At 41.9% G+C, this 14,796-nt stretch carries 10 protein-coding genes and 1 tRNA gene; 2 read left to right on the top strand and 9 right to left on the bottom strand.

Annotated features, from left to right (window positions below):
* Positions 1–138: 138 nt before the first annotated feature.
* Both AACX33_RS07920 and AACX33_RS07925 read right to left on the bottom strand, forming a co-directional pair.
* Positions 139–211 (bottom strand) — tRNA-Phe (locus AACX33_RS07920).
* Between the two features lie 78 nt (positions 212–289).
* Positions 290–1,114 (bottom strand): metal ABC transporter permease, encoded by an 825-nt coding sequence (locus tag AACX33_RS07925; protein ID WP_193997674.1) that lies wholly within the window; start codon positions 1,112–1,114, stop codon positions 290–292.
* A 249-nt stretch (positions 1,115–1,363) separates the two neighbouring features.
* Here AACX33_RS07925 and AACX33_RS07930 point away from each other — a divergent pair, with 249 nt between their 5' ends.
* The gene (locus AACX33_RS07930; protein ID WP_227788673.1) at positions 1,364–1,630 is read left to right on the top strand and encodes an ArsR/SmtB family transcription factor; all 267 of its coding nucleotides are present in this window, start codon (positions 1,364–1,366) and stop codon (positions 1,628–1,630) included.
* A 219-nt stretch (positions 1,631–1,849) separates the two neighbouring features.
* Here the strand turns inward: AACX33_RS07930 and AACX33_RS07935 are convergent, their stop codons facing one another.
* The gene (locus tag AACX33_RS07935; protein ID WP_193997672.1) at positions 1,850–2,620 is read right to left on the bottom strand and encodes a metal ABC transporter ATP-binding protein; all 771 of its coding nucleotides are present in this window, start codon (positions 2,618–2,620) and stop codon (positions 1,850–1,852) included.
* A gap of 82 nt (positions 2,621–2,702) precedes the next feature.
* Positions 2,703–3,716 carry a metal ABC transporter substrate-binding protein gene (locus tag AACX33_RS07940; RefSeq protein WP_227788669.1) on the bottom strand — a complete coding sequence of 338 codons (1,014 nt, stop codon included), beginning with the start codon at positions 3,714–3,716 and terminating at the stop codon, positions 2,703–2,705.
* Positions 3,717–4,042: 326 nt separating this feature from the next.
* Here AACX33_RS07940 and AACX33_RS07945 point away from each other — a divergent pair, with 326 nt between their 5' ends.
* The gene (locus tag AACX33_RS07945) at positions 4,043–5,629 is read left to right on the top strand and encodes an iron uptake porin (RefSeq protein ID WP_193997671.1); all 1,587 of its coding nucleotides are present in this window, start codon (positions 4,043–4,045) and stop codon (positions 5,627–5,629) included.
* A 296-nt stretch (positions 5,630–5,925) separates the two neighbouring features.
* Here the strand turns inward: AACX33_RS07945 and AACX33_RS07950 are convergent, their stop codons facing one another.
* The 5 genes from AACX33_RS07950 to AACX33_RS07970 all read right to left on the bottom strand — a co-directional run bounded on the left by AACX33_RS07950 (position 5,926) and on the right by AACX33_RS07970 (position 14,706).
* Positions 5,926–6,819, bottom strand: coding sequence for an RNA-guided endonuclease InsQ/TnpB family protein (locus tag AACX33_RS07950; RefSeq protein WP_193998017.1), 894 nt, complete (start codon positions 6,817–6,819; stop codon positions 5,926–5,928).
* Positions 6,820–6,893: 74 nt separating this feature from the next.
* Complete coding sequence (locus AACX33_RS07955) at positions 6,894–8,621, bottom strand: NFACT RNA binding domain-containing protein (RefSeq protein WP_193997670.1); 1,728 nt, start codon at positions 8,619–8,621, stop codon at positions 6,894–6,896.
* Positions 8,622–8,768: 147 nt separating this feature from the next.
* Positions 8,769–10,040 carry a glycosyltransferase family 4 protein gene (locus tag AACX33_RS07960; RefSeq protein WP_193997669.1) on the bottom strand — a complete coding sequence of 424 codons (1,272 nt, stop codon included), beginning with the start codon at positions 10,038–10,040 and terminating at the stop codon, positions 8,769–8,771.
* A gap of 1,259 nt (positions 10,041–11,299) precedes the next feature.
* Complete coding sequence (locus tag AACX33_RS07965; RefSeq protein ID WP_193997668.1) at positions 11,300–11,800, bottom strand: RNA recognition motif domain-containing protein; 501 nt, start codon at positions 11,798–11,800, stop codon at positions 11,300–11,302.
* A gap of 626 nt (positions 11,801–12,426) precedes the next feature.
* A complete protein-coding gene (locus tag AACX33_RS07970) occupies positions 12,427–14,706 on the bottom strand; it encodes a M48 family metallopeptidase (RefSeq protein ID WP_193997667.1) in 2,280 nt (759 codons plus the stop codon).
* Positions 14,707–14,796: the final 90 nt, after the last annotated feature.

Raw genomic sequence — 14,796 nt, forward strand, 5'->3', positions numbered from 1 at the left:
AGGGTAAAATAAAAAAGAAATGCCAATTCAACACCGACTGAACCAAAAATGCAAAAACTCCTACTAGAAAATTAATAAATTCCAGTAGGAGTCATTTGGATACCATGAAAAATCAAGGTTTTTGTCTATTTAATTATATGCCAGGAACCGGACTTGAACCGGTGACACGAGGATTTTCAGTCCTCTGCTCTACCAACTGAGCTATCCCGGCGCTGTGTATTTATTTGACCCACGATTAATAAATGTAGCACAACAATAATTGCTTGGCAATAGGTTGAACAAAAAAAGTTTAAGCTGCTTTGAACTTCAACTTCACCGCCAAGAAAACAGCGACAAAGAACAAAAACTGCACCAGCACAATACTAGGGCCTGATGGCAGGTTAAAAATACCCGAAACCATAATACCAGTCAGGCTTGTGGTCGAACCGACGATGATTGATAAGACCAGAAAGCGGTTGAAATGATGACTCATCAGCTTGGCGGTGGAAGCGGGAATTACCAAAAAGGCATTGACTAGCAAAACACCGACGGCTGTAATCGCTACGGCAACAGCCAGGGAAAGTAAAATGACAAAGCCATAGCGATATAGTTGAACTGGAACACCTTGTACTTGGGCGACATCGGGGTTAATGGTCAATAAAATTTGCTGTTGCAGGGTGGAAAATAAAAATATGCTACTGGCGATCAGCAAAATTAATGTCAAAATTAAATCTGTATTGTCGATCGCCAGAATATCACCGAACAATACTCTCATTAAATTGCCACGATAACCCGGAACGAAGCTAGTCAGGATTACGCCAATACCTAATGCTCCTGATAGCACTATACTCAGAACGCTATCGCTCGCTAAATCGGTTTTGTCGATCAAGTAGAGGACAACTACCCCAAAGACTAAGGTAAAAGGCAACAGCATCCAAGTTGGGTTTAACTGTAGCAATACACCTAAGACTACGCCGATTAATGCTGCATGACCCACAGCATGGCTGAAAAAGGATAGTTGGCGCAATGTAGCAAAAGTACCTAGTAATCCCCCCAGGATTCCCATTAACACAGCGCCGGCGATCGCACGCTGCATGAAGGGAAATTGTAACAAATTTACAAAGTCAAAATTCATGGCGATTCGCTAGCAAGTTGATCTGGCAAACAGAGCATAAATACATAAGTACGATCTATATATTATTTTGAGCCTTATTAGACTGCTCACAGGCAAAATTATCAGAATGTCAATCAAATACAATTGTTATAATTAGATGGGAATTTAAAACTGTATAATCTTGAGTATAATTTAAGATAGATTACTATAGATATTCATATTGTGCAACATTTAGCAGGACAAGTTCTTAGTACTGAAAAAGCTCAACGGATGGCAGAATTTTTTAGCTTTTTAGGAGATCCCAATCGCCTGCGAATCCTTTCTTTTTTGGCTAATAAAGAACTGTGTGTAAGTGATTTGGCCGCATTACTAAAAATGAGTGAATCTGCTGTTTCCCATCAACTGCGAAATTTGCGAGTTATGCGATTGGTTGGCTATCGCAAGCAAGGACGTAATGTGTTCTATCATCTCCACGATAATCATATTTTTCATCTTTATCAGGCTGTTGCTGAACATTTGGATGAACCTGCTGAATAAAAAACTTGGCGTTGCTGATTTCAAATATGAATTAGTCTCACGCAAAGGCGCAAAGGCGCAAAGGTAGGAAGAAAAATCAAGGTGATTTTGGCATTTCATACTTTAGTTCAGCAACGCCAAAAACTTTATTTCTTCTTCATTTTGCATTTTGAATTTTGAATTTTGAATTCAAAAAAGGTCAGTTATCCAAAATTGTGAGCAACGCTATGATTGAAAATGTTAATGGTTATGCTTGTAAGGACTGAATCCCAGGCCATAGGTTGCTAACAGATTTTGCGGTGAAAGGGCAATTTCGGGTTGACCAGTGCAAACAACAGTTTGATTGAGACAAAGAACGCGATCGCAATGACGGCTAACCATGTCAATATCATGGGAAACCTGCAACACTGTCCAACCTTCTTCGCGCTTTAATTCATTTAACAAAGCGTAAAAATCTGTTGTACCTTGGATATCAACGCCAGCAAAAGCTTCATCTAAAACCAAGAGTTGGCGAGGAATGACTAAACAATAAGCCAGCAATACCCGCTTCAGTTGACCACCGCTAAGAGTTCCAATCGCTTGGTGCTTGAGATGATAAGCATCAGTTCGCCGCAAAGCCTCTGCTATGGCTACTGATTTTCTCCTATCTTTTTTCCACAGTTGGGAAAAAAATGAATTCTGCTGTTTACTTTCATTCGCCCATCCCAGTCCGACTAATTCGCTGACAGAAATCGGAAAACTGCGGTCAAAGATGAAATTTTGTGGCATATAACCCAATCGATGACGCAAATTTCCCAACTTGCTAATTGGACGACCAAAGATTTCAATTTTGCCAGCACTATGGGGAAGTAAATCTAAAATCGCTTTCACCAAAGTACTTTTCCCCGCACCATTGGGGCCAACGATAGCTGTATCTGTTCCTGGTAGCAATTCAAAGGCTACATCTCGTACAGCTAAATAACTGCCTTGATATACATTTAATCCTTCGACTTTTAAAATGGGAGATGTCATTAGTCCTGGATTATGGGTAATTATTAATTGCTCATGACATCAAGACAAACGATCATCAGGTATCGCTATCTTGGAGATCCAATTATTTACACCCAGCCTCCAGGGTTTGCAAGTTAGTTTTCATGGCTTGGAAATAATACTGCGGATTTGTATCGCCGGCAGTAGTTTCTATAGAATCCAAGTTACGCACAGTTACATTCAAATCTTGGGCAAGACTGGTTAATAATTTATTATCTACCCCTGGTTCGCTAAATAAAGCTTTAGCGTTATAATTTTTCACAGCTTTGACAGCTTTCTGCACATCTGCTGGGGAAAGTTGGTCTTCAGGAAGTTGCACCACAGCAACTTGTTTGACATTATAGCGTTGAGCTAAATATGGAAAGGCATCATGAAAGGTGATAAAGGTGCAGTTAGGAGTTTTTTGCAAAGTTTGCTGAAATTCTTGATTTAAATTGTTTAATTCTTGAATATAAGCGGCAGTATTGGCTTCATAAGTAGCTTTATTAGCAGGATCAGCAGCACTTAATCCATCTCGAATATTTGTTACCTGCTGTTTTACTAAAACTGGATCTAACCAAACGTGAGGATTTCCTTGATCATGATCATGTCCGTCTTCTGTGACTGTTTCATCAACTAGCGAAATTTTATCCAAGATTTTAATACCTTTACTCGCATCAATTTCAACCAATTTAGGATTTTCGGCATTTTTTACAGTGTTGTCGAGAAATTCCTCTAATCCCAAACCATTTTTTACTAAGATACTGGCTGTAGAAATCGCTTTAACATTATCCGGTGTTGATTGGTAATCATGCACTTCCGTAGTCGGTGGCACAAGAATTGATACATCTGCTGCGTCTCCAGCCACAGCCTTGGTAAACAAATAGGTGGGCAAAAATGTGGCGACAACTTTAATTTTTTCGGTCGCGCCTGGAGTCGCTGCTGCTTCCTGTGCTGGGGGTGTTTGTTCTGAAGTTTCTCCGATATCTGTGTTTGATTGGTTACAGCCAACAGCGACTGACAACGTGAGGAAAGCCATTAAAGGCAGGATACCTCTGGTTTGTTTGCCTGTTCTAGGTCTTAAACGATTCCAAATCACGCTTTTTCCCCTCTACAGTAATAATTGCTTGACTTTTGTCAAATTTTCTCTTGAGAATGAATTCGTTTTATATTATAGAATAAGTCTCATTCTCACACAATATGGTAAAATATATTTTGTATAAAAAAGAACGAAATTAATGTTTGTTTCAGAAGATACTACCTTTTAACATTTCTCCAGAAAGTAAGAAAAATCAGAATTTGACTAGTAATGTTAGGCAAATTCTTAAACTCCTGTTAATATTCTGAATATACTTTTTTAGCGAAGGTATTCGCGAAAACGCCTGGTGTGAGTGCAATCAACCATCAATGAGTGTGAGGAAGAAAATGCGAGAATTCTGGAAATACCTACTGGTTAGTCCATTATTTGGCGGTACTATGCTATTTTTTGGTGCTACCGTCTATGCAGGAGAAATACCCACGACATCGGTAATAAATAATTCTGAAATAAAAACTGAGAACCTCACAGAAGATCAGGTAATGGCGCAAATTACCTCCGTTTCTCAGTTATCGGATGTGCAACCTACTGATTGGGCTTTTCAAGCGTTGCAATCTTTGGTAGAACGTTACGGTTGTATAGCAGGTTATCCCAATAGCACTTATCGGGGTAATCGGGCGTTGACTCGATATGAATTCGCGGCTGGTTTGAATGCTTGTCTAGATCGGGTTAATGAACTCATTGCTACTGCTACTAGCGATGCAGTGACACAACAAGATTTAGGCACGTTACAAAGACTGCAAGAGGAATTTTCCGCAGAATTGGCAACATTACGGGGTCGCGTGGATTCACTAGAAGCACGCACATCGGAATTGGAAGCGAATCAGTTTTCCACTACCACCAAACTGCAAGGGGAAGTCGTCGCAGTTATGAGTGATGTTTTGGGCGGTGACAGAGTTAATAACCAAGAAATCACAGACAATAATACAACTCTGGGAGCGCGCACACGGATTCAATTTGTCACCAGTTTTACGGGGAGAGATACCCTGTTTACGAGAATCCAAGCTAATAATATTTTAGGACCTAACATTGGGACACCAGAGGGGAACTTATTTTTTGCTGGTGCGGATGGTACTACCAATGCGGCGATAGATGCATTGTTTTACAAATTTCCCCTGGGTGAAAAAACACAGGTCATCGCGATCGCCAATGCCGGTGCAGCAGATGACATCACTAGTACAGTTAATCTATTTGACGGTGATGGTAGTAGTGGGGCTTTGTCTACCTTTGGTACGCGCAACCCAATTTATAACCAGATAGGTGGTGCGGGTTTGGGAGTAACCCAACAGTTCGGTGATAGCCTATCACTCAGTTTAGGGTATTTAAGTGGTACAGCTAATAACCCCTCACCTAAGAATGGTTTGTTTGATGGTGCTTACGGTGCATTGGCACAGCTGACACTCAGACCAAGCGATCGCATTGCGCTCGGTTTAACTTATATCAACTCCTACAAACAGCCACTACTTACGGGTAGCAATGCCGCCACATTCCAAAATGTATTACAAAACGATGCAGCCTTCTCCAGCGATTCCTACGGTGTTCAAGCATCCATCGGTATCAGTGAAAAACTGGTCTTAGGAGGTTGGGCAGGATACACCAACAGCCGCGCCTTGACAGGCGATCGCGGAGAAGCTGAAATTTGGAATTATGCCGTTACCCTGGGCTTTCCTGACTTGGGTAAAAGAGGTAATCTAGCTGGGATTATCGCTGGTGTAGAACCTAGAGTCACCAGTTCCAACATCCCCGGTGTGGATAGAGATAGAGATACCTCCTATCACCTTGAGGCTTTCTACCAGTATCAGCTGACTGACAACATTACCATTACCCCTGGTGTCATCTGGTTGACATCCCCGGATCATAACAATGACAACGATGATGTTGTGATTGGTGCGCTCAGAACTAGATTTAGTTTCTAGATATCACAAAATTTCCCCAGGAGACGTAAAAAATCATTTTTTGCGTCTTCTCTTTTTTACAAGAAACAAAAAAGACCAGCATTGCACAGCTGGCCTCGAATATGCGCGTTGTCTTCTCATTAGAGGTGAAAATTAAATTGCGCGTTCCCAAAACCAACGGGCAAATTTTCTTAACAATATTGTAACAGTTCACACAGTTTTTTTATAAAAATAAATAAAAAAAAGATATGCCCGAAGAAAACTAGCCTCTATCTTTGAGAATAAATTTAAACTACCGTGAGTTGACACTCTCCGCCCTATAAGTGCGAAGATTCTTGCTTCACGGGGATTCCAATGAATTTACCCTCTGCAAGCATCTTGACCGTATGCCCTACGGCTGCAAGTCCTCTAACTAGAACTACTTGAGCGGCCGCCACATCCCTATCAGTCGTATAGCCGCAATTTGAACAAACATGAGTACGTTCAGAAAGTTCTTTCTTTCCTGTCTCAATTCCACAGTTGGGACAGATTTGGCTTGTTTTCCGTGCATCTACTTTTTGAAAATAGGCATCACGTTTAAAACAAGTTTGTTCGAGAATGTTAAAGAATTGCCCGAAACCCGCATCCAGGCAATGTTTACCCAACATTCCACGGGACAAACCAACTAAATTTAAATCCTCAACAAACACCATCCCTGCATCATTACAGATTTGGTGAGACAACTTTCTATGCCAGTCTTTACGACAATTAGCAACGTACTCATGCAATGAAGCAACTTTCTTCTGTGCTTTTTTCCAATTATTCGAGCCTAAACGTTTTCTAGAGACGCGTTGTTGCAGCAATTTAAGCTTGCGTTCGGCATCCACAAAAAACCTCGGACGTTTGACTAAAAGCCCGTTAGAAGTGGCAACAAAACTGGTTAGCCCAACATCAATTCCTACTGCTTCCCCGTGTGGCATGGGTGATGGTACAGTTACATCCCATTGAACGGTTAGCATGACATACCACCCAGAAACACGTTTAACTACACGGGCTTGCTTGATTACTCCCCCATCTGGAATTGAGCGTGATTGACGGACTTTGACCGCACCAATAACAGGCAATCTCACGCACCCATTATTTAATGGATTTGTCCCTAATTGCGGGAAAGAAAAAGACCGCATTCGCCCAGATTTTTTGAATCTTGGGAACCCGTGATTTCGCTCCCACATTGAAACAAAGGCTATGCACTGAGCCTGTCGAAGTGGCAAGGCTCTAACCCCAGTTTTTTGGTAGAGCCGAATGACTAATGACCAATGACTAATTGCGGCTGTCCCCAGAGGATACGCTCTTGCTTGTAAATAGCAATACCTGGCTTGGCTCCTTTAGGTTTGTAAACGTGCTTGGGCTGAGTATAAACGACTGGTACTTGTTCACTCTGACGCGCGCGACTGTAGTAGGCGGCGAGATTAGCCACAAATTGTAAATCTGCGGCTTCTGGAACTGTACCAGGTTCTAAACGCAGTAACAGATGACTTCCAGGAATTTCTTGAGCATGGAACCACAAATCATAATCTCCCGCTACACGAAAGCTCAAGTGATCATTTTGGCGATTATTCCGACCGATTAAGACTTCAAAGTTGTTAGGGGTACGGTAACGATGAAAGTTTGTGGCGGCTGTTTCGTTGGCACTGCGGCTGCGGTATCCTGGATCTTCTAAATATTTTTGTCCAATTAACTCGTCGCGGATTTCTTCTAGAGCTTGTAAATCTGCTGCTGTTTGGTAGTTTTCTATCTGAGCGATCGCAGCTTCTACCTGTTCTAAATAGCTAATTTCTGATTTTACATCCAAAAGTAACGGTTCCACAGCAGCACGAGCGCGTTTGAGTTTTTGGTGCTGTTTATAGAGGCGTTGAGCATTTTGGACAGCGTTTTTATCTGGTTGGAGCGCGATCGCAATTGGCTGATCTGTCTCAAAATCAGGTAGGATAATTTCCTTCATCCCTGGTTGCCATTTTTGCAGGTTAGACATCAACAAATCAGCTTTAGCCCGGTATTCATCAGCTTGATCTGATTGCTGCAAGCGTTCCGAAAAGGTTTGCGCTTTATTACGTAATTTTACTAAAACATTATGTAATTTCTGGTTCAATTGATGCCGTAACTGAGCAAACACCTGCTGATTTGATTCGTCAGTGTAATACCTGTTAACTAAGGTTTGGATGTCTTTTTCTGGTGCTACTGCGCCCCAACCCATGACGGTATAACCATTTGCTGTCCAAGCTGGTTGAAATTTACTTAACTCCAAAGCTTGGAGCCATTCTTGCCATCTTGTAAATAGTTTTTCCCAGTCTTCAGCTTTGAGCTGATCTGTGGTAGTTTCTGGGGCTAAATCTGCTGCAATTACCATAGACTCTACAAGTGCCGAACTCAAGCCGCTATAACTTTTTAATAACTGACGCTTGATTGCTCCTGGGACTAAGCTTACCCGTTCTTGCCAGCGCTCTGGGGTTTCACTCAAACTGGGAACAGGGCCAGTTAGTTTTGGTGGGGTTTCATAAGACTGTCCGGTTTGGATGGGACGGACGCTAGACTGATGCTGACCAACTTGATGGGCGGCTGTGATAATCATCTTGCTGGCATCGGTGAGGATGGCGTTGCTATATTTGCCCATCACTTCCACATATATATGGTATAATGCCTCTTCTCCAGGACGACGAGCAAATTGCAAATCCACAACACGCTCCCAAGGTGCGATCGCTTGAATGTCCACCAAAGCCAAACCACCCAATTGGTGTACTAGTTGTTGGCTGAAGGTGAAGGTATCTGGTAATCGTGGTGGTGGTTCGCCAATACAAATACGCGCCCCTTGGGGATGCCAAGAAATTTCTAGCCAGTCCCTTTGTTTGAGGGTGCGTAATGCGATCGCAATAGTATAGCGATCGCGCTGATAAACTTGTTCTAATCGAGATGGCAGCCAGTGAGCGCGGAGTTCGCTACAAGAAGCTGTGAGAGTAGTATAGTCAACTGGTTGCACAAGAGTTAATGTTACGTATTACTGACCAATAGTTCTTTAATAGTACAAGCCCTCTGATTTATCTGTGGACTCAATCCAAAAGACGCTCTCTACGAGACGCTGCGCGAACGCGGACTCGCTAACGCTGCGCTATCCAAAATCCAAAATCTAAAATTGTTTGGCTAATGCTGGTTCTTTCAGCGTTCGCTGCAAAATTTGGGTGTAAAGTTCACCTAGCTGAGTGGCTACGCCATCCCAACTAAACTTATCTTCTACGCGTTTTCTGCCAGCCTTACCTAATTCTTCCCGCCATTCTGAATTTAACAAAATGCGGTCGATAGCAGCTGCAAAGGCGGCGACATCTTGTGGTGGAGCCAACAAACCTGTGACTTCGGGAACCACAGTCAACTGAAGTCCACCAACATCACTTGCTACTACAGGTGTTCCACTGGCCATGGCTTCAATGGCTACGAGTCCAAAGGGTTCATAGTGACTCGGAACGACGCAAACATCAGCCGCAGCGTAATAAGTGGGCAGTATTTCCTGGCTGAGACGACCGGGGAGAATGGTAAATTCATTCATACCCAATTCGTTGATGATATTCTGGATGCGATCGCGCTCAATACCATCACTATTACCTGGAGTACTACCACCACCAATAATTAACTTCAGGTTTTTATCGCCACGGAATTTAGATTCGTTAACAGCACGTACCAGGGTTTCTATTCCTTTACGTGGATCAAAGCGTCCTACATACAATATAAGTTTAATCTCTGGAGTAATTCCCAATTCTAATCTAGCTGCTTGGCGCTCAACCGAACCAAACCGGCGAATATCTGTACCGCAGGGAATGATCTCAATATTACCTTCTGTGGAAACAAGCGATCGCATATGTTCCTGTTCCTGGGGACTTGTGGCGACAATGCATTCTGCTGTCTCCAATACCTCTTTTTCCACTGCTAATCGCTGACTAGCAATCAAGGGAATTGTTTCTATTGTATTATACTTAACTGCGCCTAAAGAATGGTAGGTATGAACCTGCTGAGTACCTTGGATTTTCTTTAATTGCATCCCTATCCAGCTAGAGTGCCAATAGTTTGTATGAACTAACTGATAAGTGATCTGATGATCATTTTGGAATTGGCGGAAATTAGCCAAAAATTCCGGCATATATTCCCACAAATGATCTCGTGGCACAAACTCTACAGGCCCTGCTGCTAGACGAATAGTGCGACAATTTTGCCTCAGTTCAACAATTGAATCTTGCTCTACACTCACTTTGCGGGTAAACATATCCACTTGCCATCCTAGCTGTGCTAGTGCTTCACCCACATGACGCACATAAACATTTTGTCCCCCAGCTTCTTCTTTACCAATTTCAATGGTCGGGTCTCCATGAACAGAAATCAAAGCGATACGTTTCTCTGTGGTAGCGTTCATAGTTTGTGTATTGCTGTTTGTCAGAAGGTATCGAGCGTTTTTCAGTTTGCATCTGGCAAACTGAGCTAAATTATTGAGAAACTTTGAGTAGCCTTTATTTTAATTTAATTATGTCAGACCTTTTTATATATCTACGACCCGAACTATACTTATTTGATCAGTAATTTTATTTAATTTCCTTATACATTAAGTAACTATACTAATATCTAATACCTGTGATAGATGAAGCTCTATTTAATCAGTCATGACTGTGCAGAGATACTCTTCTAGATCAAATGAATTAATCCGTCAAGCGATCGCGATCGCAATTCCCATTCAAGTGAGGTGCAAACAGTAACAATTAAACGCAGATGGCCGCAGATAAACGCGGATAGTTTTGTACTTTATTAGACTAGGAAGTGCTATATAGGGAGAAGCTGCTTGTGGAAAATAAAATATTAGTAGTATTACTTAGGCTTTTATAGTTTCAATAACAAAAGCTACCTACACCCATAAATTTTTCCAACTTACAGTAGAGATAGCAGTGTTTTCATCATCGAGCAATACTTAAATAGTGCTTTCGGTAACTTAATGGCTGCTGCTAAGATTTCCTAGTTAAAGCAGTATCAAATTGCAACCAAGCTAAAATTCCCAGTTGTTACAGTTATTTATTTAATCCACCAGAACTATTTGGATCTTTTTTATCCTTTTTTTTGTCAGCATCTTTTTTGGGTTTTTTCACTTCTTTATTGCTTTTTCTTTCCTTGGACATAATTACTCTCCAATGTGGTGATCAGTACAGTAGCTAGAACGCCAGTAAATTCTTTCCAAGATAAATTTCTTTTACACAAATAATTTGTTTTCAAACTATAGAATGTTCCAGAAGTGGGGAAAGCCTTGACCGGAAAACACTTCAATTACAGTTAAAACCGTGATTATTGTATTAATCGTAGCACAAATTAAGTCAAATAAAATTCAGCAAAAATAAGTAATTGTTAGCTTATTGAGTGCTGGTGATGAAGCCTTACCCTAGCTGTTTCGACTCTTGAAGATATCAGAATAATTAGTTTAGTGAAAGTGCGATCGCGCTTTTTGGCAAAAATTAAGCAAAATTTTAGTTTTGCTCCTAGCAAGCAATTGCATTTTACCCCAAAGTAGCGATCGCACTGACAACAATGGCTGACTAACCATTTCATTGATTAATTAAGAAAACAGAGATTTATGGGGAATTAAAACCTAAAAACCGCAATTTTTCAGTTTTAATTCCTATCCTCACAGACTCAATTAGTAGTTTGTGCAGCTAGCATTTGCTTGAGCTTTTCTAATTCAGAAGCCCAACGTGGATCTGGACGAATAGTATCTGAGTCAGCACTTGTGCTGGTTTCCCGGACACCGCCACCGCCGCCACGTCGCGACTTCTTAGCGCTTTTCTCACGACGAGCGCCTTCTTTTTGGATGCTAGGAGCCGGATGACTAGTAGTAGGACTAGTCACGGGTTTAGGAGGTTGCTCATCACCTTCCTCACCTTTTGTCCGGGGTAATGCTTTCTCTAGCTTTATGGGAGTTTCTTTGAACAATTGACCATTATACTTTTCAATAATTTGATCAGCTTGTTCGTCATTGTTGACTGTGAGAAAACCGAAACCACGGCATTTACCAGTTTTCCGGTCTTTTATCAGTTTTGTAGTCACAGCATCGCCTTCTTCGGCAAAAACTGCTTGTAGATCCTGACGATCTATTTCTTCTTTTGGCAAATTGCCTATATATAGGCGAACGGACATGGACTATACCTCCAGAGTTGAACGAACATGGCAAGGCAAGAAAACAATCACTTGGCTTTGGCTGTTAAATAGATGCTATTGACCAAGACTGCCGTAAACCAAATTTTTTACTCCAAACTGTCAACCTATACAATACAGTTTTTCGTTGGGATCAAGCTTGTTTAATACAAAAGCGCATACAACGCTTAGCTAATACCACCTTAATTCTAAGAATCGTAAATTTATAAGCCTAAGCTTGCTAAAGTAAATATCTTCTTTGATAACCTTGCCCGCAGAATTAAATACCATTCCCTACATTACCACGGTATTATCTACGTAGCTAGTTCAGAGCATACATTTTCAACTATAGCATTAATATATCGTAGCATAAAATACATTTTTTTTGTGAAGAAAGTTTATTAGAAACAAAAACCAGCCATTGGCTGGTGAATTAACTGCTGTATGGGGAGGTGAAAAAGGAGAGAAGATTTGCACAAATTAGCCAATTTTCGATAACTAAGCTATATTGCTGAGTTAATTTAGTCTTGAGGGATTATGTAAATAAATGTAACGCTTATTCAGAAAAATTGCAACTTTTATTTACATTCCCACTAGTCATTTTGACTTTTGACTTCCGCGTAGCGGCACTAGCCTGTGAGAAAGATGTATGCACCCCAAGCCTGTGCGGCAACTGCCACAACAATAGACCAAATGGGATGAGGACTATGAATGGTTTTACCACTTTGACTTTGCACTGTCTGAATATCAATCCAGGGTGTTGCTCCCCGGCGGAACCAGCCTGTAACTATAATTTGCCGCCCAATTAAATCTTGGGGATTAACTGACTGTCCCAAGGGAATATGGTGTAATTTTACTAGCCCTGTACTAGATTGCAAGATTAAGTCTTGTCCTAAGCAATTGCCAGTACCTCGGCGACCCAATAGTTTACCAGTCAGCCGCACAGTAATGCTATCAACAGGAATAGCCGATGGATGAGCTAATAGGTTCGGCAGGCTTTGATCATTCTGCACAGTAGCAGTTTTGATGTCTGGAAAAAACGAATTCATCCGGAACAGTGTACCAATGCTAAAGCCAATGAGTAGGCAACCGGTAACAAAATTCCAATTTTCGTATATCCACTTGAGATTGATCAACCTGAAAGTGAAAGCCGTTTGCCACGTCAGCCAGATGAGACCCGCAAACACAACACCCAGGGGAACGCCCAAAAAAGGTGCGATTTGTAATAAGAAGGAGTGACGCTTCACCTGATTAGATGATTGGGCTTCGGCTACGCTCAGATCAGGACTAGTTAGATGTAGTTCAGGGTCTATATGCCAATGGCGGGCAATTTGACTCAAACGTTGGATGCGATCGCCGATTAAGGGATGGCTATTATTAATTGCTAACCAGCGGCTATAGGGATAAACAGTATCCCACATCAAGATAGATTCAAAGGGCAGTTGACCAGCAAGACTACCCAAAGCAAGGCTCTGCTGATAACCGACTGGGATGAATAAATTTAAACTTGACAAATGCCAACTGGTTTGTTCCGATTTTTGAATATCAACAGCAATGCCGATGGCAATTTTGAGTAAAGCCCTCGTCAAAGCATTGGGATTACCGGTAATTTCCGCCGCCAGGCGATCGCTATAGTAAAGCCGCAACCGCGACAACCATAAACTAATCCCAGTCAACAAACACCAAAGTGCATAAATCACACTAGCCAAAATGGTTATGGGCTTATACCAAATCCCTTCTGATTTCTTATTTCCCCAAGTTGATATTTGCTGATATAGCCGATGAATGGGTAGTGTCAGCAGCAACACCAGAGACATGACCACAAAATCCCCGTGGGCAATATGTCCTAACTGTGTTGCATAGATAGTAGCAATTTCATCATCTGCCAGTTGCTCTAATAGTCCCTGACTGACTACAATCCTGGCATTGCGGGCTAGATTCCCATATGTCAGCGCCATTGGTGCAGCTATGGGCAGAATTCGCAATTTGGGTGACTGCCAGCGACGTTGTTGGCAGTAACGTTGTAGTACCCTAGCTGTTTCGCGACTGTGGCTATGTAATACATCTTTGGACAATTCTCGCTGTCCATAAAAGTCTGCTAAGAGCCAATCTAGCAACCAGGGAGATAGTCCGATTATAATGAATAAAACTATCAATAAAAATGGGGTGGGGTTGCGGTAAAGAAACTGTAATGGCTTCAGATAAGGTAGTTTGACTAAAGCAAAGTTAATAAATCCTGTTAACGAATTCAGAATTTCTCTCAGTACCCAAAACACAGCCACAAATGTGCCGACAGCTAGCAACCTTAAGGGTATTAAGTTGGGTTTACGCAGGGGCTGCCATACCTTGGCGCGTTTTGCTTGTCGCCAATAAATACTCGATGATGGCGTTTGTGTCTGACTGGTGGAGCCGAAAAAACTACCTGTGTTAACAGGTACTTCTGCGATTATTGTGTTGCGATACCCAACTGAAGGGATCATCGGATTCCCCAAGCTCCCTGATTTCACACCAGATGAATTGTCATCGCTGGTAGTTTCTGCTGCTGTATTATGTAGTTTATGTGTTGAGGCAGTAGCGGTTTGAGAATTAAAAGCCACAAATCCAGTTGCCGGATTCGGGGAATTATTACTACTTTTTTTGCGTTTTGTCAAGTGAGTCAGAGCCAGTTCAGCCCATTCTTTCACTTGTGTATTCTGGCTTTCAGTGAGAAGTTGACACAGGGCGGTGGCCTTGCGGATTTGCCCAGTGCGTGCGTAAGCCATGACTAAACCAACCCGTGCCTGTAAGGTAGCGGTAGTATTTTCTTTACTACTAGCCACAGGTGTGAGTTTAGCGATCGCCGTTTGGTAATTTCCTTGTTTGAGGGCAACTAAACCGGCCTCCAAAAACAGTTCGCCATCTGAATGCATAGAAATTTTGGCACTCCAATGTCTACTAACTGATCCACGGTGGTACAAAGAGCGCGAATCTTGAATGCCGTGGACATCAATTGCACCCGG

This window comes from Nodularia sp. LEGE 04288, from assembly GCF_963896525.1.
Taxonomy (GTDB): domain Bacteria; phylum Cyanobacteriota; class Cyanobacteriia; order Cyanobacteriales; family Nostocaceae; genus Nodularia.